The organism is Pseudaquabacterium inlustre, from assembly GCF_038066595.1.
GTDB classification, from domain to species: Bacteria; Pseudomonadota; Gammaproteobacteria; order Burkholderiales; family Burkholderiaceae_C; genus Pseudaquabacterium; species Pseudaquabacterium inlustre.
This window is the reverse complement of the sequence record NZ_JBBUTH010000007.1, coordinates 405,192-426,867: the sequence shown is the minus strand read 5'-3', so window position 1 is coordinate 426,867 and position 21,676 is coordinate 405,192. Positions and strand designations below refer to the sequence as shown.

Here is a 21,676-nt window from a genome sequence, read left to right as displayed (position 1 = left end):
TGGAGTGACTGGTGATCGTGCTCGATGCTGCGACGGGATGGCTGTGGGGTGGCGCTGTGCTGGCCGTGGTGCTGGTGGGGTGGCGCCTGCTGGCCCGCCGCCGCCGCGGGGCACACTGGGAACGGCACGCGATGCCGGCCTCGCCACCGCCGGTGGAGGCCACCGCGGCGGCGCGCCCGGCACCCGGCTCGGCACCTGGCTCGGCCCCCGCGCCGGAGGCCGACGCCGCAGCGCGGCGCCAGGAGACCATCCGTGCCGAGCTGGCGGCCCATGCCGACCGCCTGGCGGCTGCCCGTGCCGCACGGGCGGCTGCGGCCGCCCAGGCCCCGGTGGCCGGCGCGGCCGCCGGTGACGGCACGGCGGCCCAGCCGGCCGGGCCGGCCGTGTTCGACCCCACCCGCACCACCCCCTGGCAGCAGGTGGTGGATTCGGTGGCGCGTGCCCGCGCCGGCCTGCCGCCGCAGGCCGGTGGCACCGAGGCGCTGAGGGCCGCCGTCGCTGCGGCACCCGCGGTTCAGCCGAGCCCTGCCCTGACCCATGCGCCGACCCGTGCGCCGACCCCCGCTGCCCTGCCCGCCAGCCCGCGCCCGGCCAGCGTGCGGCCCGGCGACTTCATGGTGCGCACCTCGGTGCCGCGCGTGCCGCCGCTCGATCCGAACGAACTGGGCGCCCGCCCACGCCGTGTGCTGGTGGCCGACGATGCCCGGGTGGTGCGCGTCAAGCTCCATCGCCTGCTGGTGGCCCAGGGCTGGGAGGTGATCGAGGCCGAGGACGGCGACGCCGCGCTGCGCCTGGTGCGCAGCCGCGCCCCCGATCTGCTGATCACCGATGTGGACATGCCCGGCCTGGACGGCTTTGCACTGACCCGCGCGGTGCGCGGCGACGCCGCCACGGCGCAGCTGCCGGTGGTGATGATCACCGCCGCCGACGACCAGCACCGCGACGAGGCGCAGCGCGCCGGCGTCACCGTGCTGCTGGGCAAGCCCTATGGCGAGGCGGCGCTGCTGGCCCACCTGCGCCGGCTGATGGGCCTGCACGCCGTGGCCGGCGACGCGCTGCCGGCCTGACCTGCCCGCCCTGCCCGGTTGACCCTTGCGGGGGGGCGATTCAGGCGCCGGCCGGCCCGTGGCCCAGCCGGCGCGACACCGACGCCGCCGCCTCGCGCAGCCGGCGGGCCATGGCGCCGTCCCAGGCCGTGTCCATCGCGGCCGACGGGGCAATGATCACCAGCGCCAGCACCATGGCACCGCGGTGGTCGAACACCGGCGCCGCCAGGGCGCTGACGCCCGCCACCACACCACCATCGGTGCGCGACAGCCCCTGCGCGCGCACCTCGGCCAGCACCTGGCGCTCGAACTGCGGCCACGGCGCCAGCGTGTCGTCGCGGCGTTCGGCCTCGTAGAACGGGCGCACCAGGGCCTCGGGCAGATGGGCGGCGAAGGCCCGGCCCGAGGCCGTGCCGGCGATCGAGAACACCGTGCCCTGGCGCATGTTCACGTGCACCGCGGCGGGCGATTCGGCCAGCCACACGATGGTGGGCCCGGCCGTGCCCCACACGGCGATGGCCAGGGTGTGGCCGGTCTCCGCCGCCAGCTCGTCCAGCAGCGGCGCGGCCATGCGCACCGGGTCCACCTGCTGCAGGCTCATCAGGCCCAGCTGCAGCGCCAGCGGGCCCAGGCCGTAGCGGCCACTGGCCTTGTCCTGCTCCACCAGGCCGATCTTGCCGAAGCTCACCAGGTACGGGTGGGCCTTGGCGGCGGCCATGCCGGCGGCGGCGGCCAGGTCCTTCAGCGCCATCGGCCGGCCCTGGTGCGCCAGCGCGCGCAGCAGCTGGCCACCGACCTCGATGCTCTGGATGCCGCGCTGTTCGTGTTCGGGCTTGGGCTCGGGCGTGTTCAAGGGTGGGCTCGGTCAGGGGCGGCGGGGCCTCGATTGTCGTCGCGGCGCGGGTGCGTCGGGCTGGCGGCAGAATGGGCCGATACCGACTTTCAGACGTGCCGTCCGGTGCGCCGTTTCCCGCCATGTACGAGTGTCACCACTGCCACGACCGCCCGTCCCTTCCCGCGCGTGCCGCCCGTGTGCGGAGGCCTGCATGAGCGCCGCGCCTTTGCGTGTGGCCGTGGTGGGTGTGGGGGCCATCGGCGGCTTCATCGGGGCGCGGCTGGGCCTGTTGCCCGATGTGCAGGTCAGCGCGCTGGCGCGCGGCGCCACCTTGCAGGCGCTGCAGTCGCACGGGCTGCGGTTGCGCCAGGGCGGCGAGGTGCTGAGTGCCCCGGTGCGGGCCAGCGCGCAAGCCGCCGATCTGGGTGAGCAGGATCTGGTCATCATCGCCGTGAAGGCGCCTGCCCTGGCCGCGGTGGCGGCGGGCATCGCCCCGCTGCTGGGCCCGCACACCGTGGTGCTGCCGGCCATGAACGGCGTGCCCTGGTGGTTTGGCGAGGCCCTGCCGGCGCTGGGCCGCCAGCCGCTGGCGGCGGTGGACCCCGACGGCGCGATCGCCGCGGCCATCCCCTTCGCGCAGGTGCTGGGCTGCGTGGTGCATGCCAGCTGTTTCACCGAGGCGCCGGGCGTGGCCACGCATGTGATGGGGCGCGGCCTGATCGTCGGTGAGCCGCTGGGTGCATCGCAGGCGTCGTCGGCGCGGGCCGAGGCCCTGGTGGCGCTGCTGGACCGTGCCGGCTTCGAGGCCACGCTGTCGGCCGATGTGCGGCGCGACGCCTGGTACAAGCTGTGGGGCAACATGACGATGAACCCCATCACCGCGATCACCGGTGCCACGGTGGACAAGGTGCTCGACGACCCGCTGACGCGCCAGCTGTGCACCCGTGCGATGTCCGAGGCTCAGGCGGTGGGCGCCGCGATCGGTTGCGAGATCACGCAGACGCCGGAAGACCGGCACCAGATCACGCGCAAGCTGGGAGCCTTCAAGACCTCGATGCTGCAGGACGTGGAGGCGGGTCGGGCGATCGAGCTGGACGCGCTGGTGAGCGCGGTGCACGAGATCGCCCAGCGCGTGGGGGTGGACACGCCCTTCATCGGCGCGCTGCTGGGCCTGACCCGGCTGCGCGGGCAGGTGCTGGGCCTGTATCCGGCCTGAGGCTGGCCGCGCCGCTCCGGTGGTGCGCGCCGGGCGATTCAGGCCGTGGGTGACGCGGCCGCGGGCAGCGGCGGGCGCTGCTCGCGGATCGGCAGGTGCAGCAAGGCCGCGGCCACGGCCAGCGCGATGTCGGCGAACCACATCCAGTCGTAGTGGCCGCTGCGCTCGAAGGCCTTGCCGCCCAGCCAGGCGCCGAGAAAGCCGCCGATCTGGTGCGTCACCATCACCAGGCCGAACAGGGTGCCCATGTGCGCCGGGCCGAAGAAGCGCGCCACCAGGCCGGCGGTGGGCGGCACGGTGCTCAGGAAGGTGAGGCCCATCACCGCGGCGAAGGCCAGCATCACGCCAGGCGTCTTGGGGGCCAGCACGAACAGCAGCACGGCCACGGCGCGCGTGGCGTAGATCAGCGACAGCAGCCGCTTCATCGGCCAGCGGCCGTGCTGGAAGCCGATGGCCCAGCCGATGCCGAAGCTGCCGACGATGTTGAACAGGCCGATCATCGCCAGCGCCCAGGCGCCTACCTCGGGCGGCAGCTGGCACGAGGCCACCACGCCCGGCAGGTGCGTGGCCAGGAAGGCCACGTGAAAGCCGCAGACGAAGAAGCCCGCGGCCAGCAGGCGATAGCTGCGGTCGGCCAGGGCCTGGGCCACGGCCTCGCGGGTGGTCTGGCGCGGGACGCCGGCCGTGGTGGCGGCGCCCTGGCCCTGGCCACGCAGCACCCAGGCCGCGGGCAACGCCAGCAGCGTCATCAGGGCCAGGGTCTGCAAGGCGGCCGCCCAGCCGGCCGCGGCGGTGATGGCCTGGGCGATCGGTGCGAAGACGAACTGCCCGAACGAGCCGCCCGCGTTGACCACGCCGGTGGCCAGGCCGCGCCGCTCCGCAGGCACCAGACGCGTGGTGGCGGCCATCAGCACCGACGGGCCGGCCATGCCGGCGCCGCCGGCGGCCAGCACGCCAATGGCGAGGATCAGCCCGGCCGTGGAGTGCATGTGCGGGATCAGCGCGGTGCCCGCGGCCACCAGCAGCACGCCACACACCAGCACCCGGCCGGGCCCCACGCGGTCGGCCACCATGCCCGCCAGCGGTTGGGTGAGGCCCCACCACAGCTGGCCGAAGGCGAAGGCCAGGCTGATGCTGGCCAGGCCCAGGCCGGTGTGCGTGTTCAGGGCGCCGAGGAACAGCCCCATGGATTGCCGCGCACCCATGGTCAGTGCAAAAGTGCCGGCGGCGGCCAGCAGCACCCAGGCCAGGGCGGGCACCGCGGGTTGGGCCGATGGCGGACGGGCGGGCTGGTCAACCATGGCGGGCTCCTTTGCGGCGCGTGGCCGTGGGGGGTGAGGCGGGTGCGGTGGCGGCGCGGTCGTCGGTGCCAGCGTCCAGGGGTTCGGGCCCCATCAGGCGCATGCAGTCGTCCAGCAGCGCATGCAGCTGGGCCACGCGCTCGGCGCCGATGCGCGCGTTGAAGGCCAGCTGGGCGGCCTTCCAGGCGCGCCGGGCGTCCTGGCGCTTGGCCAGGCCGGCGTCGGTCAGCACGATCGCGCGCGAGCGGGCATCGTGGCCCGGCCCCACCTGCACCCAGCCCTGGGCCACCAGCGGCTGCAGGTTGCGGGTCAGCGTTGAGGGCTCCAGGCCCATGTGCTGCGCCAGCACGGCCGGCTGCACCGGCGCCAGCGCGGCGATGTGGCTCAGCAGCGAGTACTGCGAGGTCTTCAGCCCGGTGCGCGGCAGCAGGTGGCTGTCGTAGAAGCGGCTGACCACGCGGTCGGCCTGGCGCAGGCGGAAGTTGCTGCAGCCCTGCGGCGCGGGCATGGCGGCGGCGGCGTCGTCGTCGGCGGGGCTGTCGTTGGCTTGCAGGGCGCGTGGCGGCATGTCGGGCTCCGGGCGGGCGGGGGCTCTGGCGGCGGTGTGTGCCGGCAGAGACCTTGCGGCATCGAAGGTTTTTAGTGTACCTACAATGAATGTACCTGCAACAAACAAGGTGAAGCCGTGAACCGTGCCCATGAACTGCCGACCGATGTGATCGAGACCCTGGCCCGATGGGAGGCCGATGAAGCCCGGGTGCGTGGCCTGCTGGCCGCACCCGGCGTGGCGCGTCGCGAGCAACTGGCTGGCATGACCGGGCTGGACATGTTCGACGCCATCGGTCGCGGCGAACTGCCCTCGGTGCCGATTGGCGCGTCGATGGACTTCTGGCCCATCGAGTACGAGCGCGGCCGCTTCGTGTTCCAGGGCCGGCCCGGCGCCCGCTTTCTCAACCCGCTGGGCACGGTGCACGGTGGCTGGATCGCCACGCTGCTGGACTCGGCGGTGGCTTGTGCCGTGCACACCATGCTGCCGGCGGATGTGAGCTACACCACGGCGGAGCTGAAGGTGAGCTATGTGCGCGCGCTGACGCCGGACGTGCCGCTGGTGCGGGCCGAGGGCCGGGTGATCAACAGCGGCCGCACGCTGGGCTTTGCGGAAGGCCGCTTGCTGGGCCCCGACGGCCGCTTGTATGCGCACGCCACGACCACCTGTGTGGTTCTGGGCTGCCCGCGGTGATCGCGGCGCCCGGCCATCGGTGATGATCGGGCCATGCAGATCGATCGTGCGGGCGAGGCAAGGGCAGCGTGTTTTCCGGCGACGCGACGGGCCGGCATGGGGCGAGGGGCGCGGTGCGTGGCCCGCGCATCCGGGGTGATCGGTGTGACGGCGGCCGCGCTGTGTCCAGCGTGGGCGCACGCGGCCGACACGGCCACGGCGCAGGCCGAGGCCGGTGAGCCGTCCGCTGCGGCGGCGGCGCCTGCGCAGCCTGCCGCCACCGAGTACGCCCTGGGCCTGGCGCTGGTGAACCGGCCGGCGTATGCGGGCTCGTCGCAACTGGCCTGGAAGCTGCGTCCGCTGTGGACGGTGAAGTGGGGCCGCTACCGGCTGAGCGGGCCGCGCGCCTCGGGCTTGCTGGGGCGCACCGGTGATGAAGGCTCCGGGGCCAGTGCCGAGCTGGCCGAGGGCGCGCACTGGCGCCTGGGCGCGTCACTGGGCGTGGATGGCGGGCGCAGCAGCGGCGATGACCCGCGGCTGGCCGGTCTGCCCGACCAGCGCCCCAGCCTGCGGGGCAAGCTCTACGCCAGCCGCGATCTGGGTGGGCGCTGGGGCGTGTCGGCCCATGTCAGTCAGGACCTCGCGGGCCGCGGGGGTGGCACCCTGGGCGGTGTGGACCTGGGCTACAGCCTCGTGCCCGGGCCCGGTTGGCGGGTGTCGTTCGGCGCCGGCATCGGCCTGGCCGACGCGCAGGCCATGCGGCACCAGTTCGGCATCGCGCCCGAGGTGGCTGCGCGCACCGGACGCACCGCCTATGTGCCGGGCAGCGGCCTGCGTGACCTGCACGTGGGCGGCACGGCGCAGTGGGCGGTGTCGAACGTGTGGTTCGCCTTTGCCGGCCTGGGCCTGTCGCAGCTGCAGTCACAGGCTGCGCAAAGCCCGCTGGTGGCCCGGCGCAGCAGCAGCTCGCTGGCGCTGGGCCTGGCCTGGCGCAACCTGCCGTGAATGGGGGCGCCGGTCTGGCCTGGCGGCAAGATCAGTCCTCGGCGTCGCGTGGACGCTGTTGCCAGCGCAGGTAGCGCTGCATCACCGCCGGATCGCTGACGCCCAGCCAGCGGGCCACCGTGTCGGGCGCATGGCCGCGCTCGAGCTGGCGCAGCGCAAAGCTGTGCCGCAGGCGGAATGAGCCGCCGGCGGCACGCGCTGGAATGTCGGCCGCGCCCAGCACGGCGCAGCCGGCCTCGTACTGCGCCACCTTGCCCCAGGGCTTGCCGGTGCGTGTGGACGGCAGCAGCCAGTCGCCTGGAATGCCCAGCTGCGCACGCAGCTGCAGCCAGGCCAGCAGCACGCGCGTGGCCCAGGGCGCCAGCGGGGCCTCGTGCGTGGGCGCGTTGCCGTTGGCGGGCACACGCACCCACAGGCGCGGCGCTGTGCGAGCGGGCGTGGCGGCGCTGTCGGCCACTGGCGGGGGCAGATCGGGCCAGGCCTGGTTGCTGCCGGTGGCGGCGTGGCGGGGCGACAGCGCAGGGTCGGCATCGCGGCAGGTCAGGGCCCGCACATCGCCAGGACCCAGGCCCGCCCCCAGTTGCAGCGCGGCCGCGGTGACGTTGCGCAGGTCCTGCCAGCGCGCCAGCCGGCCTTGCCGCGCCAGTCGGTGCTGGTGGCCAATGACGCGCAGCAGCCGTCTCACCTCGTCGGTGCCGAGGTGCTCGATCGCTTCGTTGCTGCGCTGCAGATTGGCCAAGCGGACTTCCGGACGGGCGGCCATCAAGAGATCGGCCGCAGTGCCCCCACGCGGTGCGGCGGCGGCCCAGGTCTGCACCCGGCGTACCAGGCTCATCAGGCGCCATGCGTAGCGTGGGGTGAGCGACTCGCCCGGCGGCAGCAGCGCCTCGCGTGAGGCCACGAAGGCCGCGAGTGTGGCGCTGTCCAGCTCGACTAGCTGGCGCACGGCGGGGGTCTGGCCCAGGCACCACTGCGCGAGCGCGCCCCACATCGCGGCGTAAACAGCCTGGGACGAGCGACGGTGAAGGCGGCCCAAGCGGTGCTCCTCCGCCAGCCAGCGATCGAAGATGTCTTGAATTTGAACCATAAACGAACTAACGGCATTATTCCGTATCCAAGGCTCCGGTGACCGTCAAACCTCTATCAACGACGCGCAAAAAAGACACCGAAGCCGTTAGTTCAGTCTTACGTCTGACCTGACAAACCGCAACGACCCACCAAGGCCCGAGGCCCGAGGCCCGAGGCCCGCCGGCAGCCCCAGCCCTTGAAATCTAGGGCGCGGCCTGCAGTTGATGCGTCATCCCGCCGCCCAACCCCGCCGCGCACACCATGTCCACGCCCAGCTCCACGCAACGCGCCCTGCCGCCCGCCCTGCATGCCCTGGCCGCCATGGCCTTGCTGCTGGAGAAGCTGGAACGCCAGCCGCGTGACGCCAGCCCCGGCCAGTACCGCCAGGTGGCCATGCAGGTGCAACAGCTGCTGGCAGAGGCCGCGCATGGGCCGGCGCTCGATCAGCTGCTGCAGGCCATGCCCGCCGCTGCACAGCTGTACGAGAACCTGCACTACGCGCAGGCAGGCCTGTGCCGCGCGCCGCTGCAGCCGGCGCTCGATGCCGAGCTGGCCGCCGCCGCCGCGCTGCGCCGGGCGCGCGGACGCGCCTGATCATCGCGCGGCGCCGCGCCCCGCCACAGCCTGCGCCACATCGCGCAGGCAGCCGATGAACTGTTCGGCCGCCGGTGCGCGCAGGCGGCCGCGCAGCGTGATCAGGCCCACCGGCGGCAGATCGATCGGCACCGCCACGGGCAGCACCCGGGCCAGACCCTGCGCCGCGAAGTGCTCGGCCACCGAGCGCGCCCAGAACCCCACCGCGCCGTGCTCGCGCAGCCCCGTCAGCGTCACCAGGAACGATGCGGTCTCGATCACGTCCACCGGCGGCTGCAGCCGGTGCTTGTAGAACAGCTGGTTCAGCTTGATGCGTGACGAGGCCCAGGTCGGCGGCATCACCCAGGGCTGCGTCGCCAGATCGGTCCAGCGCACGCGGCTGCGCCCGGCCAGCGGATGCTCCGGCGCCACCACGATGCACATGGCTTCGTCGTAGAAGGGCTCGGTCTCGAGGTCGGGCGCGGCATAGCCCGGCTCGAGCCGGCCCACCAGCAGGTCCAGCTCGCCCTGGCGCAGCCGCGGCAGCAGGCGGGTCAGGTCGCCCTCCTCCACGGCCACCGTGGTCTGCGCCGAGCGCGCCTTCATCGCCGCCACGGCCTGCACCAGCAGCACCGGCGTGGCCACCACCATCGCCCCCACCCGCACACGGCCCGCGGCACCGCTGGCCACGGCCTGCAGTTCCTCGCGCGTGCGCTCCAGATCGGCCAGCACCGAGCGCGCGAAGCGCACCACCGTCACGCCATACGGTGTGGGCTCGGTGCCGCGCGTGCTGCGCACGAACAGCGGCACGTCGAACAGGCGCTCCACCTCGGCCAGCGTCTTGCTGACCGCCGGCTGCGTGAGCGACAGGTACTCCGAGGCGCGTCCGAGATGCCGGAACTGGTCCAGCGCCAGCAGCAGCTGCAGGTGCTTGAGCTTCAGGTTCGAGCGCAGCAGGCGCTCCACGCGGCTGTCATTCTTCTTCATATCAAAAATGGCATCCAGCCTGTCCACTTCTTCATTGGACGGCGATGTTAGGCCAACGCATCATGCGCCCCGCTCGGTGCCCAGACACCACGACATCCGGAGACAGCCCGCATGACCTTCCCCCGCCTCACCCGCCGCAAATTCGCGCTCTCGTCGCTGGCCGTCGCCGTCCCGTCGCTGGGCCGCGCCGCCACCTACCCCGACAAGCCGATCACCTTCATCTGCCCGTGGCCGGCCGGCGGCACCGCCGACACGCTGATGCGCGCGCTGTGCACCGCCGCCGCCAAGCCGCTGGGCCAGACCGTGGTGGTGGAGAACAAGGCCGGCGCGTCCGGCATGCTGGGCCTGAAGGCGCTGGCCACCGCCAAGCCCGACGGCTACACCATCGGCCAGGTGCCGATCTCGGTGACGCGCTTCGCGCAGCTGGGCACGGTGCAGCTCGATCCGATGAAGGACCTGACCTACCTGGCCCGCGTGTCGGGCCAGACCTTCGGCATCGCCGTGCGCGCCGACAGCCCCTACAAAACGCTGAAGGACCTGGTGGCCGCTGCCAAGGCCGCCCCCGGCAAGATCACCTACGCGTCGGCCGGCATCGGCGGCGCCACGCATGTGGGCATGGAGGAGTTCGCCCACACCGCCGGCGTGCAGTTCAACCACATTCCGTACAAGGGCGGCGCCCCGGCGCTGCAGGACCTGCTGGGCGGCCAGGTGGATGCGCTGGCCGACTCGAGCAGCTGGGCGCCGCATGTCAAGGCCGGCAAGCTGCGACTGCTGGCCACCTGGGGTGCCAAGCGCACGGTCGACTTCCCCGAGACGCCCACGCTCAAGGAGCTGGGCTGGGACGTGGTGGTCGATGCGCCCAACGGCATCGGAGCGCCCAAGGGCCTGGACGCCGCGATCGAGAAGCGCCTGCGCGAGGCCTTCAAGGCCGCCGCCAACAGCCCCGAGTTCCTGGCCGCCTGCGACAAGATCGACGCTCCGCCGATGTACCTGGACGGGCCCGACTACGCGGCCTACATCGCCGCCACCTACAAGCGCGACACCCAGCTGATCGAACGGCTGAAGCTGCGCGAACTGCTCGCCAAGGGCTGACATGTCCCCGCTGATCCGCCTGCACCCGCATGACAACGTGCTGGTGGTGCGCCACCCGCTGGCCCTTGGGCAGGAGCTGCCCGAGTTCGGCCTGAAGCTCAAGGCCCAGGTGCCGGCCGGCCACAAGATTGCCGCGCGCGACATCGCCCAGGGCGAGCGCGTGCTCAAGTACAACGTGGTGATCGGCGCGGCCACGCGCGACATCGCTGCGGGCGAGCATGTGCACGGCCACAACATGGCCCTGGTGGACGAGTACCGTGACCCCGGCTTCGGGCTCGATGTGAAGCCGGTCGACTTCGTACCGGTGGCGCAGCGCGCCACCTTCATGGGCTACAAGCGCGCCAACGGCCGCGTGGGCACGCGCAACTTCATCGCGCTGATCAGCACGGTGAACTGCTCCGCCACGGCCATCCACAAGGTGGCGGCGCACTTCACCCCCGAACGCCTGGCGGCCTATCCCAATGTGGATGGCGTGGTGGCCTTCGCGCAGACCAGCGGTTGTGGCATGTCCAGTCCCAGCCCGCACTTCGACCTGCTGCGCCGCACGATTGCCGGCTATGCCACGCATGCCAACGTGGCCGGCGCGCTGATCGTGGGCCTGGGCTGCGAGCGCAACCAGGTAGCCGACCTGATCGCCAGCCAGGGCCTAGGCGACCAGCCGCAGATCAAGCCCTTCGTGATGCAGGACAGCGGCGGCACCCGCGCCACCGTGGCCGCGATGATCGACGCCATCGAGGCCATGCTGCCGGCGGCCAATGCCTGCACGCGCGAGCCCTGCAGCGCCGAGCACCTGACCATCGGCACCGAGTGCGGTGGATCCGACGGCTTCAGCGGCATCGGTGCCAACCCGGCGCTGGGCGCGGCGATGGACATCCTGGTGCGCCACGGTGGCACCGCCATCCTGTCCGAGACGCCCGAGATCCACGGCGTGGAGTTCATGCTCACGCGCCGCGCCATCACGCCCGCCGTGGGCCAGAAGCTGCTGGACCGCCTGGACTGGTGGGCCGAGTACACGCGCGGCCACAACGCGCAGTTCAACGGCGTGGTGGGCGCCGGCAACCAGGCCGGCGGCCTGGCCAACATCTTCGAGAAGAGCCTGGGCTCGGCGATGAAGGGCGGCACCACGCCGCTGATGGAGGTGTACCAGTACGCCGAGCCGATCACGCAGCACGGCTTCGTGTTCATGGACTCGCCGGGCTACGACCCCGTGGCCACCACCGGCCAGATCGCCAGCGGCGCCAACCTGATCTGCTTCACCACCGGGCGCGGCAGCATGTTCGGCAGCAAGCCGGCACCCACCATCAAGCTGGCCAGCAACACGCCGATGTTCACGCGCCTGGAAGAGGACATGGACATCAACTGCGGCCTGGTGATCGATGGCGACCTCGACATCCAGCAGATGGGCCAGCGCATCTTCGAGCACATCCTGCGCACGGCCAGTGGTGAACGCACCAAGAGCGAGTTGCTGGGCCTGGGCGACCAGGAGTTCGTGCCCTGGCACCTCGGCATTGTTTCTTGATTGACGTCGTCACCATGACCCTCACCCTGACCCGCACCGACCTGATCCGCACCCGCCACTGCATCGGCGGCCAGTGGGTGGACAACCGCGATGGCCGCGAGGCTGCGCGCCACGCGGTCACCAACCCGGCCGACCTGTCGGCCATCGCCGAGGTGGCCGACGGCGGTGCGGCGGATGCGCAAGCCGCGGCCGATGCTGCGCACGCGGCCTTTGCCAGCTGGCGCGCCACACCGGCCAAGGCCGGCGCCGCCATCGTGCGCAAGTGGCATGACCTGATCCAGGCCCATGCGCAAGACCTGGGCAAGCTGATCAGCCTGGAGCAGGGCAAGCCGCTGGCAGAGGGTGTGGGCGAGGTGCAGTACGCGGCGAGTTATGTGCAGTGGTTTGCCGAGCAAGCCACGCGCAGCAATGGCGAGATCATTCCCGCGCCCGTCAGCGGCCGCCGCATGATGGCCGTGCCTGAGCCGGTGGGCGTGGTGGCCGTCATCACGCCGTGGAACTTTCCGGCGGCGATGATCGCGCGCAAGATCGCGCCCGCCCTGGCTGCAGGATGCACCGTGGTGGCCAAGCCGGCCGAAGACACGCCGCTCACCGCACTGGCCCTGGTGCTGCTGGCGCACGAGGCGGGCGTGCCGGCCGGCGTGCTGAACATCGTGGCCGCCTCGCGCGCCCAGACCCCGGCCGTGGTGGATGTGTGGCTGGCCGACGACCGCGTGCGCAAGATCAGCTTCACCGGCAGCACGCCGGTGGGCATGCACCTGGCGCGCCAGTCGGCCGCCACGCTGAAGAAACTGAGCCTGGAGCTGGGCGGCAACGCACCGTTCATCGTGTTCGAGGATGCCGAGCTGGATGCCGCGGTGGATGGCCTGATGGCCGCCAAGTTCCGCAATGGCGGCCAGACCTGCGTGTGCCCCAACCGCGTGTACGTGCACGAGGCCGTGCACGACGCCTTCGTGGCCAAGCTGGCCGCCCGCGTGGGTGCACTGAAGGTGGGCCCGGCCAGCGACACCAGCTCGCAGATCGGCCCGATGATCAACGCCCGCGCGGTGGAGAAGATCGAACGCCATGTGAACGATGCCGTGGCCAAGGGCGCGCGCGTGGTGGTGGGCGGCAGGCGCCTGCAGGGCGCGGCGCTGGCCAGCCCGAACTATTACGCCCCCACCGTGCTGGTGGACGCCACGCCGGCCATGGACTGCGCCTGTGAGGAAACCTTCGGCCCCGTGGTGCCGGTCACGCGCTTCAGCACTGAAGCCGAGGTGATCGCCCAGGCCAACGCCACGCCTTACGGCCTGGCCGCGTACTTCTACAGCCAGGACGTACGCCGCATCCACCGCGTGACCGACGCGCTGGAGGCCGGCATTGTGGGTGTGAACGAAGGCGCCCTGGCCGCCGAGGCCGCGCCCTTCGGCGGCGTCAAGCACTCGGGCTACGGCCGCGAGGGCTCGGTGCACGGGCTGGAGGACTATCAACACCTGAAGTACGTCTGCCAGGGCGGCCTGCAGTAGCGCAGGCCACGCGGGCAGCGGTGCCACGGCACTCCATCGCCCACCGCACGTACCATGGCGCCTGGCCGGCAATGCCGGCAGACCCCCCGAGGAGCACACCGACCATGAGCAACCCCTTCAAGACCGCCATCACCAGCGGCCAGCAACAGGTCGGCCTGTGGCTGTCGCTGGCCGACCCGTATGCCACCGAACTGTGCGCCACCGCCGGCTTCGAGTGGATGCTGATCGATGGCGAACACGCGCCCAATGACGTACGCAGCATGCTGCACGCGCTGCAGGCCTGCGCGGCCTATGGCAGCCACCCGGTGGTGCGCGTGGTGCAGGGCGAGACGGCACTGATCAAGCAGGTGCTGGACATCGGCGCCAAGACCATCCTGGTGCCGATGGTGGACACCGCCGAGCAGGCCGCCACCATGGCCCGCGCCATGCGCTACCCGCCGCAGGGCAACCGCGGCGTGGGCTCGGCCGTGGCGCGTGTGTCGCAGTGGGGTGCGCGCAGCAACTACCTGAACGAGGCCAACGACGAGGTGTGCCTGCTGGTGCAGGCCGAGACCGCCACCGCGCTGGACAACCTGGAAGCCATCTGCGCCGTCGATGGCGTGGACGGCGTGTTCATCGGCCCGGCCGACCTGGCCGCATCGATGGGCCACCGCGGCAACCCCGGCCACCCCGACGTGCAGGCCGCCATCGACGGCGCCATCCGCCGCATCACCGCCTGCGGCAAGGCCGCCGGCACGCTGACCAGCGACGTCAACGCCGGCCGGCACTATCTCGACATCGGCGCCCGCTTCGTTGCCGTGGGCATCGACACCAGCCTGCTGGCCCAGGCCACGCGCAAGCTGGCGCGCGAGTTCGGGCTGGGCACCGCGCCGGTGGCACCGGCCAAGGGCAGCGGCCCGTACTGAGCGGACACGGCACCGCGGCCGGGCGCCTACCCGGCCGCCTGCAGCTTGGCCAGAAAGTGCGCCAGGTTGGGATCGCTGGGCAGCCGTGCCGCTTCAGCGAACGGGAACCAGCGCACGCCGTGGAACTCGGCCTCGTCGAACACGATCGGCGCATGGCGCGGGTGGCGGATGGGGTACCACAGCGAGACATCGGTGTGGCCCGCGGTGAGCCCCACCGTGCCGGTGACCGACACCATCAGCGGCGCCGGCACCTGCGGCACGGTGATGGCGATGCCCAGCTCCTCCAGAAGCTCGCGCACCACCGTCTGGCGCGGGTCTTCACCCGGCTCCACATGGCCGCCGCTGGGCAGCCAGCGCTGGGCATTGCGGTGGTCCACCAGCAGGATGTGGCCGTCGTCCACCACCGGAAAGTAGGCCACCAGGTGCTTGGGCGGCGTGGCCGGCTTGGCCGTGCGGCACAGCGGCGCGCCCGAGGCCACCCACTGGCGCGCATCCAGCCACTGAGACCGCTCATTTTGAGCGCTGGGCTGGATCTGGTCGAGTTGTTCAAGGACGAGTGCGTGCATGGCCGGCATTGTGCGTGGCGCCGCACACCGCGGCCGGCCCCAACGTCGCTCAGACCTCGGGATCGTGCATGAACACCCGCAGCTCCTGCGCGCAGCGGCAGGCGGCGGCGATCTTGGCGGCCCAGTGCACGGCCTCTTCGCGCGTGGCGCATTCCAGCACCGAGTAGCCGCCTTCGAGGCGCTGCGTCTGCGGGTAGGTGCCGGGCGTCACCGAGCCATCGGCCGCCACGCGCACCGGCGGCACCGCTTCGTCGATGCCACCGCCGAACACCCACACGCCGGCCGCCTTGGCCTCGCGCACCACCGCATGCGCGGCGTCGGCCACGGCCGGCAATTCGTCGGGCGTGCAGGCCATCTCGCCGCTGGGAAAGGAGATCAGGTACTTGGCCATCGGGTGCTCCGGGTAGGGGTGATCACTGCCGCTCAATCCACCGCCAGATGCCCGCGCGCGATGGCCGCATCGCGGTCGCGAAAGATGGCCATCGCCGTGAGCATGTGGCCAAAGCCCAGCTTGCGGTAGAAGCCCTCCTTGCCCGGCACCGAGTACAGGATGATCTTGCGGTAGCCGCGGCTGTCGTCGACGAGGCGCTGCACGATCTGTCGGCCCAGCCCCGTGCCCTGCCACTCGGGCAGCACGGCCACATCGCAGATGTACGAGCAATCGCCGCCGTCGGCCAGCGCGCGGCCGGCCGCCACCAGTTGCCCGCGCTGCCGAACCAGCCAGCGGTAGCGGCTGTGGCCGAACACCGTCTGCAGATCGGCCGCCGACTTGTTGCCCAGTGGCGCACGGCGGTACAGCGAGGCCAGTTCGTGCCAGTCGACATCGGCCACGGTGGACGACCAGACCAGGGCGTCAACGTGCGTGGGCACCGCATCGGCCACGGCCGCGGCACCTGCCTCAGCCCGCAGTGTCTTGGCGAACACGACGTTCTCATAACCCACACCGTGGATGACATAGGTGGTTCGGCCCACATCGCGAAAGCCGGCCTGGGGGTAGAAGCGCAGGGCACGCCCATTGCCCACCCAGGCGGTGAGCCACAGCGCGCCTGCCGGCTGAACCGGCGCGCCCCGCGCGGCCTGCTCGGCCCGCTGCAGCAGCGCGCGGCCCAGGCCCCGGCCCTGGAACGCGCGCAGCACATACAGCCGCAGCACTTCCGAGCCAGCCCACGCCGGCACCGGACATGCGCGGCCATGCTGCACATCGACAAAGCCGACCAGGCCGCCGCCCTCGGCCACGGCGACGAACATCTCCACATCGGGCAGCGCCAGGCGCTGCGCGAACACCGGCTCGGCGTACTGGTCCTTGGCCTCTTGCGCCAGATCGGGCCGCACACCCTGCGTGGCATAGGTTTCCAGAAACACCTGCGTGGCCACGGCCGACAGGCAGGCTGCATCGTCCGCCGTGGCGCGGCGGATCTGCACACACGCGTCATTCACACCGGCCATCGGCCCGTCCCCTTCGGCGACTGGCGCCATGCCCCCAGGCCGGCGATTGTGAGCCGGTTGCGGGCACAGCGGCCCACGGCCGAATCTCTCTCTGCCGGGACGATGGTGAGGCTGAGAAGCAACAAGCGGCATAGCCGCTGAAGGGGCGGCCTCTCGTCAATGTCACAGGTCGGTTGACTTCGGTTGAAGCCCCTGCAGTTGCCGTTGCGGTGTGCAGCCAAGAGCCCGGCATGAGGAGGAAGGAATCTGGGCCGCACGTCGCAATCGGTCCGGCTGAGCGAATAGCTAGGCGGCACCCCTTACAGCCAGCAGGGCCATCGCAGTGCCATTGACCAATGCGTGCGGGACTGAGGCAGCGATGAAGGCATGAGCGAAAGAGCGCTGTCGCCATACCAGAAAGGCACAGGAAAACAGAAAGAAGCTCCAGAATGTGCCGAAGAACCAGAGCGCCCCTTGGACGGCGTGTAGCAGGCCCCAGATAACTGCCGACAGGCCAGCAGTTACCAGAAGGCTCTGCTTCAGTAGACACAGAATCCGAAGACCTGCCGCTAGCAAAAGGGTCTCAGCCACTGGCGCGAAGGCCACTGCGCCAAGAACTTCGCCCATCGAAGGAGAGCGATCAGGCGGCATGAGTTGCTGCGCAGGAAGACCTGTTGCGACGGAGATGGTCAACGCAACTTTGAAGAGCGCAGCGGAAGGGAAAATGGCTGCCGGAAACAGTGCCAGTGCGTGACGCCATGGTCCAACGCGTGGCCTGAGAAGGGCGGACAGCACGGTCTCGATCAGCATGAGAACAGGGTTACACACCGGCCACCGCCGAGTACGGCCGAATGCGTCAGGCTCCAGAGGTCAGATTGGCGGCAGGCAAGCTCGATAACTCGCCAGTACCTTGTGCACGTTGAACGAATGGGTCCGTGTCGAGCGGTTCGTATATGGGGCCTCGGCATTGACCGCAAGAAGCCAGTCTGCAGATGTGCAGTCTGTTCCTCATCGGTGGCGATCTATTCGTCATTATTCCATTGCCGCTCATATCGTCTATCCAAGTGCAGGATGACCATTGCTATGACGACGAACAACTCCGGCTGGCCAATCACTTCGATGTTGTGCCGGCCTCTCAGCGTGAGAATCCTGCCTGTGGCTCGCGCGATGGTTTCCTCGCCCAGCTGCACCTCAAAGCGAAGGTCAAACAGATTACCTTTGATGATCGCGCCATCAAGTTCGCCTCCGACAGCGTAGTACTGGCGAGTCCACGAAAGGAGCTTACGCTTGACCTTGAACTCGCCGAGTTCGCCGCAAACGACCCAAGTCGGAACCCATGCAAAAATCTTTCTGCGAACTTGAGCGACTTCTCTTCCCTCGCCCGTAATTCGCCAAGTAGGCGACAACAGCGAAAACTCGCCTCGAGCTTCATAGGCTTGATTCCCTTGGCCATCAGCAATCTCCATTCGGCCGCGCAGGGAAAGAAGCTTGTTTGCAATTGAAAGTTGCCTAGGCATCACGGGTGCTTGTGGAGAGGGCTAACTTCGGCCGTAACCGAACGGCTAAAGCCGGCGAAGCCGGCTTTAGCCGATCCGGTTGACGAACAGGTTAGCCATTACCCGCCACCTGCTGTTTGGCTCAGGCTCAGCAAAGTGCCTCCGTGCGCGAAGACAAGCTCTACCGCCTTCTTGGCGGCCTCAGATCCGACATTCTTAATACCCCCCTTGACCAAATCACGAAGCGTTTCGGCGATGCTGACGTGTGTAGTCAATGAATCTGGCGTTTGGCCAAGCAAAGCCAGACTCTTGCTTGTGAGCCTTGCCTGTTGGAAGGCCGTGCCGTCTAGATAGTGGTCGACATAATCGATATAGCCTTCCTTCTTCAGGAACTCAATGGTGTAGAAGACAGGCTTGATCGATTCGAACGATTCGTCGAACTCAGCGTCAGGAGGGAGTGTGTCCATCGCAATCTTGGACGCACTTAGCTCGACAGGAACAGGGAACGCCAAGTACAGCGTGTCGAAGACGAGCAGCGTTGCCTTGTTGAAGCGATCAATGTTGGGCGGCACGGACATGACTCGACTCTCCCTGTGATGGCTAACGCAGAGGTAACCGGGGCGACGCGGCAGGACGGCCGGGCCGTGCGGCCGACGATAAACCAAGGCGGTTGCACGGCCCGGCTGGCCTGCCGTGGCGCCTCCGGTTGACCGACCTGTTAGGCCATACGGTTTTCGCCGCAGGCAAGTACTTGGGGCCCGAATGCGAACGAGGCGCTTTGGATGAGGCCCTGCTCGACGACGTACACGCAGATGAGCTCGATATGGCCCGGACCTTCAGGAAAAGTACGAGTGACATCCTCGTGGTCGACTACGACATTGCCCATGACTTCCCGGCGCAGAAGCTTTGCATGGAGATTGGGCTCTGAGAATCTTGGAGCCGTTCGAGCCTTGATCTGATCATGTCCTTCCGCGAGGAGCTTGCCGCCAAGTTCGTATTGGCGAGCGTCCGGTGCGTAGGTGCTGAGCCAGCCCTCAAGGTTCTTCGAGTTGTATGCATCCAATTGCCTCTGGATGACGACTTCCGGTGATGTGTACTGTGGCATTGCGGTACGAGGGGGAAGTGGCGTTGAGTCTGTGTGGCCTAACTTGTTATCGAGCGCGGAGCCGCGCCGTATCCGGAAACGGGCGATGCGGGCGTACCCAGATACGGGCGCAACCCAAGCATATCCTGCCCCCCATCCGCAGCGTCCACCCCATCACACCCTCCCCGCCTCCGGCCCCGCGGTCGCCCTCACCGTCCTCCTCAACCACTGCTGCAAGAACGCCACCGCCACCCGCACCTTGGCGGAATTGGCCAGACGCTGCGGCGTGACGGCCCACACGCTGGCGGCCTGGTGCCAGCCGGGCAGCAGCACTTGCAGCTGGCCGGCGTGCACATGCTCGGCAATGTCCCACCAGCTGCGCAGCACGATGCCGCGGCCGTCCAGTGCCCATTGCACGCCCACCTCGCCGTGGTTGGTGGACAGCGGACCGGTCACCTTGGCGGTAGCGCTTGCGCCACCTGGCCCCTGCAGGCGCCACACGCCGAAGGGGTGGTCCCGTTCCTTGATCACCAGGCACGCGTGCTGCGACAGATCGGCCGGTGTGCGTGGCGGTCCACCGCTGCGGGCCACCTTGGCCAGGTAGGCGGGCGCGGCGCACAGCACGCGGTGGTTGTCCAGCAGCTTGTGGGCGATGAGGTTGGGCGCGATCTCGTCGCCCACGCGCACGTCCAGGTCGTAGCCTTCGGCCACCGGGTCCACCAGGCGGTCAAACACCTCGAAGCGCACCTGCAGGCCGGGGTGCTGTTCCACCAGGGCCGAGATGGCCGGCGCCACCCTGCGCCGGCCGAAGCCGAAGCTGCTGCACACGCGCAGCAGGCCGCGTGGCTGCTCACGTGCATGGCCCACGGCCTGCACCAAATGGTCCAGTTCGTCCAGCACCTGCAGCGCATGGCCGTACACGCGCTCGCCGGCCTCGGTGACGGTGACGCGGCGCGTGGTGCGCAGCAGCAGCGGCGTGCCCAGGGCCTGCTCCAGCAGGCGGATGCGCTTGGTGACGTAGGCGGGCGAGACGCCCAGCTCCTCGGCCGCGGCACTGAAACCGGCACGGCGCGCCACCACGGTGAACACGCGCAGGTCGTCGTGCGAGGGCAGGCTGACCGGGCCGGCGGGCGCGGGCTCGGCCAGGGCAGGTTCAACAACGGGCGGGGCGCGGCGGCTGGGCATGGCGCCGATCATGCACGAAGCGTGCATGACGGATGAACCAAACCTGCATTGATGCCAATCCGTGCACGGCGACAATGGCTGCTTTCACCATTCGGCCCCACGCCAGGAGACGCACGCATGAGCAAAGCCCACAAGATCGCCATCATCCCGGGCGACGGCATCGGCAAGGAAGTGATGCCCGAAGGTCTGCGCGCGCTGAAGGCCGTGGCCCAGCGCTTCGACCTGAACCTGGAGCTCACCGAGATCGACTGGGCCAGCTGCGACTACTACGCCGCGCACGGCCAGATGATGCCCGACGACTGGAAGGCGCAGCTGCAACCGATGGATGCGCTGCTGTTCGGCGCCGTGGGCTGGCCGGCCACCGTGCCCGACCATGTGTCGCTGTGGGGCAGCCTGCTGAAGTTCCGCCGCGAGTTCGACCAGTACATCAACCTGCGCCCCGCCAAGCTGATGCCCGGCGTGCCCTGCCCGCTGGCCAACAAGAAGCCCGGCGACATCGACATGCTGATCGTGCGCGAAAACACCGAGGGCGAATACACCTCGCTGGGCGGCGTGATGTTTCCCGGCACCGACCGCGAGTTCGTCATCCAGGAGAACGTGTTCACCCGTCAGGGCAGCGAGCGCCTGCTGAAGTACGCCTTCGAGTTGGCGCGCCAGCGCGCGCGCAAGCATGTGACCGTGGCCACCAAGAGCAACGGCATCGCGGTCAGCATGCCCTGGTGGGACGAGCGCGCGGCCGAAGTGGCCTCGCAGTTCAGCGATGTGACCTGGGACAAGCAGCACATCGACATCCTCTCCGCCCGCTTCGTGCTGCAGCCGCAGCGCTTCGACGTGGTGGCCGCCACCAACCTGTTCGGCGACATCCTGAGTGACCTGGGCCCGGCTTGCACCGGCACCATCGGCATCGCGCCCAGCGCCAACCTGAACCCCGAGCGCAAGTTCCCCAGCCTGTTCGAGCCGGTACACGGCAGCGCGCCCGACATCTACGGCCAGAACATCGCCAACCCGGTGGCCATGGTGTGGAGCGCGGCAATGATGCTCGACTTCCTGGGCCGCAAGGACGCGCACGACGCCATGCTGCGCGCCATCGAGGCGGTGCTGGTCGACGGGCCCCGCACGCGTGACCTGGGCGGCACGGCCAACACCACCGAGATGGGCATCGCGATCGCTGAGCGGATCGCCGGCGGGATCTGATCCACCTTAGGGCGGCGCAGCACGCGCCGTCCTATGCTGCAGCCATGGATCTGCTGCCGTATGTGCACTTCGGTGACACGCCCTTCAGCACCACCGAAGTCCAGCTGATCGCACGTCGTGGCACGCCACGCAGCCGCCAACTGCTGCCGATCGGCCTGCTGGAGTTGGACCACGGGGACGTGGTGCACCGCTTCCAGACCAGCACCGGCCGGCTGGAGGAGATCACACGCCCTGCCCCGCTGCTGTGGCTGAATGGCCAGATGCTGCTGTTTCCACAGCTTGGTGCGCATGTGCGGGCTCACGACGCCACGGCCTTCGAGCGCGGCGGCTTTCTGGTGAGCCCGCGCTACGGCCTGGCCTTCGTGCCTGGCCAGCCCAGCTGGGTGACGGCGCTGGCCGTGCATTGCATCGATACGTGGCGGCGCATGGGTTGAGCAGGTGGGCCGCTCGCGCTG

Annotated in this window: 24 protein-coding genes; 11 read left to right on the top strand and 13 right to left on the bottom strand. The window is 70.0% G+C overall.

Features of this window, described 5'->3' with window-relative positions:
* Positions 1 to 11: 11 nt before the first annotated feature.
* Positions 12 to 1,067, top strand: a complete 1,056-nt coding sequence (locus AACH10_RS13475) for a response regulator (RefSeq protein ID WP_341410943.1) — start codon at positions 12 to 14, stop codon at positions 1,065 to 1,067.
* A gap of 40 nt (positions 1,068 to 1,107) precedes the next feature.
* On the opposite strand, the gene AACH10_RS13470 is transcribed toward AACH10_RS13475, so the two are convergent.
* A complete protein-coding gene (locus tag AACH10_RS13470) occupies positions 1,108 to 1,899 on the bottom strand; it encodes an IclR family transcriptional regulator (RefSeq protein WP_341410942.1) in 792 nt (263 codons plus the stop codon).
* Between the two features lie 208 nt (positions 1,900 to 2,107).
* On the opposite strand from AACH10_RS13470, the gene AACH10_RS13465 reads away from it, so the two are divergent.
* The gene (locus AACH10_RS13465) at positions 2,108 to 3,097 is read left to right on the top strand and encodes a 2-dehydropantoate 2-reductase (RefSeq protein WP_341411170.1); all 990 of its coding nucleotides are present in this window, start codon (positions 2,108 to 2,110) and stop codon (positions 3,095 to 3,097) included.
* Between the two features lie 38 nt (positions 3,098 to 3,135).
* Here AACH10_RS13465 and AACH10_RS13460 read toward each other — a convergent pair whose 3' ends face one another.
* Positions 3,136 to 4,398, bottom strand: coding sequence for an MFS transporter (locus tag AACH10_RS13460; protein ID WP_341410941.1), 1,263 nt, complete (start codon positions 4,396 to 4,398; stop codon positions 3,136 to 3,138).
* Positions 4,391 to 4,966: a MarR family winged helix-turn-helix transcriptional regulator gene (locus AACH10_RS13455; protein WP_341410940.1), complete on the bottom strand. Its 576-nt coding sequence runs from the start codon at positions 4,964 to 4,966 to the stop codon at positions 4,391 to 4,393. The genes AACH10_RS13460 and AACH10_RS13455 overlap by 8 nt, the downstream gene beginning before the upstream one ends.
* A 117-nt stretch (positions 4,967 to 5,083) precedes the next feature.
* Between AACH10_RS13455 and AACH10_RS13450 the strand changes: the two genes are divergently transcribed.
* On the top strand, positions 5,084 to 5,638 hold the full coding sequence (locus AACH10_RS13450; protein WP_341410939.1) for a PaaI family thioesterase: 555 nt from the start codon (positions 5,084 to 5,086) through the stop codon (positions 5,636 to 5,638).
* 117 nt (positions 5,639 to 5,755) lie between these two features.
* Entirely contained in the window at positions 5,756 to 6,622 is an 867-nt protein-coding gene (locus AACH10_RS13445; RefSeq protein WP_341410938.1) for a MipA/OmpV family protein, read from the top strand.
* A 31-nt stretch (positions 6,623 to 6,653) separates the two neighbouring features.
* Here AACH10_RS13445 and AACH10_RS13440 read toward each other — a convergent pair whose 3' ends face one another.
* Entirely contained in the window at positions 6,654 to 7,658 is a 1,005-nt protein-coding gene (locus AACH10_RS13440) for an integrase (RefSeq protein ID WP_341410937.1), read from the bottom strand.
* Positions 7,659 to 7,951: 293 nt separating this feature from the next.
* On the opposite strand from AACH10_RS13440, the gene AACH10_RS13435 reads away from it, so the two are divergent.
* Positions 7,952 to 8,284 carry a hypothetical protein gene (locus AACH10_RS13435; protein WP_341410936.1) on the top strand — a complete coding sequence of 111 codons (333 nt, stop codon included), beginning with the start codon at positions 7,952 to 7,954 and terminating at the stop codon, positions 8,282 to 8,284.
* On the opposite strand, the gene AACH10_RS13430 is transcribed toward AACH10_RS13435, so the two are convergent.
* Positions 8,285 to 9,250 carry a LysR family transcriptional regulator gene (locus AACH10_RS13430; protein ID WP_341410935.1) on the bottom strand — a complete coding sequence of 322 codons (966 nt, stop codon included), beginning with the start codon at positions 9,248 to 9,250 and terminating at the stop codon, positions 8,285 to 8,287.
* Positions 9,251 to 9,361: 111 nt separating this feature from the next.
* Between AACH10_RS13430 and AACH10_RS13425 the strand changes: the two genes are divergently transcribed.
* The 4 genes from AACH10_RS13425 to hpaI all read left to right on the top strand — a co-directional run bounded on the left by AACH10_RS13425 (position 9,362) and on the right by hpaI (position 14,271).
* Entirely contained in the window at positions 9,362 to 10,342 is a 981-nt protein-coding gene (locus AACH10_RS13425) for a tripartite tricarboxylate transporter substrate binding protein (protein ID WP_341410934.1), read from the top strand.
* A 1-nt stretch (position 10,343) separates the two neighbouring features.
* The gene (locus AACH10_RS13420) at positions 10,344 to 11,861 is read left to right on the top strand and encodes a UxaA family hydrolase (protein WP_341410933.1); all 1,518 of its coding nucleotides are present in this window, start codon (positions 10,344 to 10,346) and stop codon (positions 11,859 to 11,861) included.
* A 14-nt stretch (positions 11,862 to 11,875) separates the two neighbouring features.
* Positions 11,876 to 13,366 carry an NAD-dependent succinate-semialdehyde dehydrogenase gene (locus AACH10_RS13415; protein ID WP_341410932.1) on the top strand — a complete coding sequence of 497 codons (1,491 nt, stop codon included), beginning with the start codon at positions 11,876 to 11,878 and terminating at the stop codon, positions 13,364 to 13,366.
* Between the two features lie 104 nt (positions 13,367 to 13,470).
* Positions 13,471 to 14,271 carry a 4-hydroxy-2-oxoheptanedioate aldolase gene (gene hpaI / locus AACH10_RS13410; protein WP_341410931.1) on the top strand — a complete coding sequence of 267 codons (801 nt, stop codon included), beginning with the start codon at positions 13,471 to 13,473 and terminating at the stop codon, positions 14,269 to 14,271.
* Positions 14,272 to 14,297: 26 nt separating this feature from the next.
* Here hpaI and AACH10_RS13405 read toward each other — a convergent pair whose 3' ends face one another.
* From AACH10_RS13405 to AACH10_RS13370, 8 genes are all read right to left on the bottom strand, one after another.
* Entirely contained in the window at positions 14,298 to 14,837 is a 540-nt protein-coding gene (locus AACH10_RS13405) for an NUDIX hydrolase (RefSeq protein WP_341410930.1), read from the bottom strand.
* A 49-nt stretch (positions 14,838 to 14,886) separates the two neighbouring features.
* A complete protein-coding gene (locus AACH10_RS13400; RefSeq protein ID WP_341410929.1) occupies positions 14,887 to 15,228 on the bottom strand; it encodes a YciI family protein in 342 nt (113 codons plus the stop codon).
* A gap of 32 nt (positions 15,229 to 15,260) precedes the next feature.
* Positions 15,261 to 16,283: a GNAT family N-acetyltransferase gene (locus tag AACH10_RS13395; RefSeq protein ID WP_341410928.1), complete on the bottom strand. Its 1,023-nt coding sequence runs from the start codon at positions 16,281 to 16,283 to the stop codon at positions 15,261 to 15,263.
* 285 nt (positions 16,284 to 16,568) lie between these two features.
* On the bottom strand, positions 16,569 to 17,072 hold the full coding sequence (locus AACH10_RS13390) for a hypothetical protein (protein WP_341410927.1): 504 nt from the start codon (positions 17,070 to 17,072) through the stop codon (positions 16,569 to 16,571).
* A gap of 212 nt (positions 17,073 to 17,284) precedes the next feature.
* Entirely contained in the window at positions 17,285 to 17,779 is a 495-nt protein-coding gene (locus AACH10_RS13385) for an LURP-one-related family protein (RefSeq protein WP_341410926.1), read from the bottom strand.
* 98 nt (positions 17,780 to 17,877) lie between these two features.
* Positions 17,878 to 18,336: a hypothetical protein gene (locus tag AACH10_RS13380; protein WP_341410925.1), complete on the bottom strand. Its 459-nt coding sequence runs from the start codon at positions 18,334 to 18,336 to the stop codon at positions 17,878 to 17,880.
* Between the two features lie 140 nt (positions 18,337 to 18,476).
* Complete coding sequence (locus AACH10_RS13375; RefSeq protein ID WP_341410924.1) at positions 18,477 to 18,863, bottom strand: nuclear transport factor 2 family protein; 387 nt, start codon at positions 18,861 to 18,863, stop codon at positions 18,477 to 18,479.
* 153 nt (positions 18,864 to 19,016) lie between these two features.
* Positions 19,017 to 19,955 (bottom strand): LysR substrate-binding domain-containing protein, encoded by a 939-nt coding sequence (locus AACH10_RS13370; RefSeq protein WP_341411169.1) that lies wholly within the window; start codon positions 19,953 to 19,955, stop codon positions 19,017 to 19,019.
* A gap of 189 nt (positions 19,956 to 20,144) precedes the next feature.
* On the opposite strand from AACH10_RS13370, the gene AACH10_RS13365 reads away from it, so the two are divergent.
* Both AACH10_RS13365 and AACH10_RS13360 read left to right on the top strand, forming a co-directional pair.
* A complete protein-coding gene (locus AACH10_RS13365; protein WP_341410923.1) occupies positions 20,145 to 21,221 on the top strand; it encodes a tartrate dehydrogenase in 1,077 nt (358 codons plus the stop codon).
* A gap of 44 nt (positions 21,222 to 21,265) precedes the next feature.
* Positions 21,266 to 21,655 (top strand): hypothetical protein, encoded by a 390-nt coding sequence (locus AACH10_RS13360; protein ID WP_341410922.1) that lies wholly within the window; start codon positions 21,266 to 21,268, stop codon positions 21,653 to 21,655.
* Positions 21,656 to 21,676 lie beyond the last annotated feature (21 nt).

Coding starts and splice junctions, on each gene's coding strand:
- AACH10_RS13390 (WP_341410927.1), bottom strand. CDS start 17,072: ATGCTGATCGAGACCGTGCTGTCCGCCCTTCTCAGGCCACGCGTTGGA.
- AACH10_RS13420 (WP_341410933.1), top strand. CDS start 10,344: ATGTCCCCGCTGATCCGCCTGCACCCGCATGACAACGTGCTGGTGGTG.
- AACH10_RS13395 (WP_341410928.1), bottom strand. CDS start 16,283: ATGGCCGGTGTGAATGACGCGTGTGTGCAGATCCGCCGCGCCACGGCG.
- AACH10_RS13385 (WP_341410926.1), bottom strand. CDS start 17,779: ATGCCTAGGCAACTTTCAATTGCAAACAAGCTTCTTTCCCTGCGCGGC.
- AACH10_RS13460 (WP_341410941.1), bottom strand. CDS start 4,398: ATGGTTGACCAGCCCGCCCGTCCGCCATCGGCCCAACCCGCGGTGCCC.
- AACH10_RS13380 (WP_341410925.1), bottom strand. CDS start 18,336: ATGTCCGTGCCGCCCAACATTGATCGCTTCAACAAGGCAACGCTGCTC.
- AACH10_RS13455 (WP_341410940.1), bottom strand. CDS start 4,966: ATGCCGCCACGCGCCCTGCAAGCCAACGACAGCCCCGCCGACGACGAC.
- AACH10_RS13405 (WP_341410930.1), bottom strand. CDS start 14,837: ATGCACGCACTCGTCCTTGAACAACTCGACCAGATCCAGCCCAGCGCT.
- AACH10_RS13400 (WP_341410929.1), bottom strand. CDS start 15,228: ATGGCCAAGTACCTGATCTCCTTTCCCAGCGGCGAGATGGCCTGCACG.
- AACH10_RS13435 (WP_341410936.1), top strand. CDS start 7,952: ATGTCCACGCCCAGCTCCACGCAACGCGCCCTGCCGCCCGCCCTGCAT.
- AACH10_RS13360 (WP_341410922.1), top strand. CDS start 21,266: ATGGATCTGCTGCCGTATGTGCACTTCGGTGACACGCCCTTCAGCACC.
- AACH10_RS13365 (WP_341410923.1), top strand. CDS start 20,145: ATGAGCAAAGCCCACAAGATCGCCATCATCCCGGGCGACGGCATCGGC.
- AACH10_RS13375 (WP_341410924.1), bottom strand. CDS start 18,863: ATGCCACAGTACACATCACCGGAAGTCGTCATCCAGAGGCAATTGGAT.
- AACH10_RS13415 (WP_341410932.1), top strand. CDS start 11,876: ATGACCCTCACCCTGACCCGCACCGACCTGATCCGCACCCGCCACTGC.
- hpaI (WP_341410931.1), top strand. CDS start 13,471: ATGAGCAACCCCTTCAAGACCGCCATCACCAGCGGCCAGCAACAGGTC.
- AACH10_RS13425 (WP_341410934.1), top strand. CDS start 9,362: ATGACCTTCCCCCGCCTCACCCGCCGCAAATTCGCGCTCTCGTCGCTG.
- AACH10_RS13430 (WP_341410935.1), bottom strand. CDS start 9,250: ATGAAGAAGAATGACAGCCGCGTGGAGCGCCTGCTGCGCTCGAACCTG.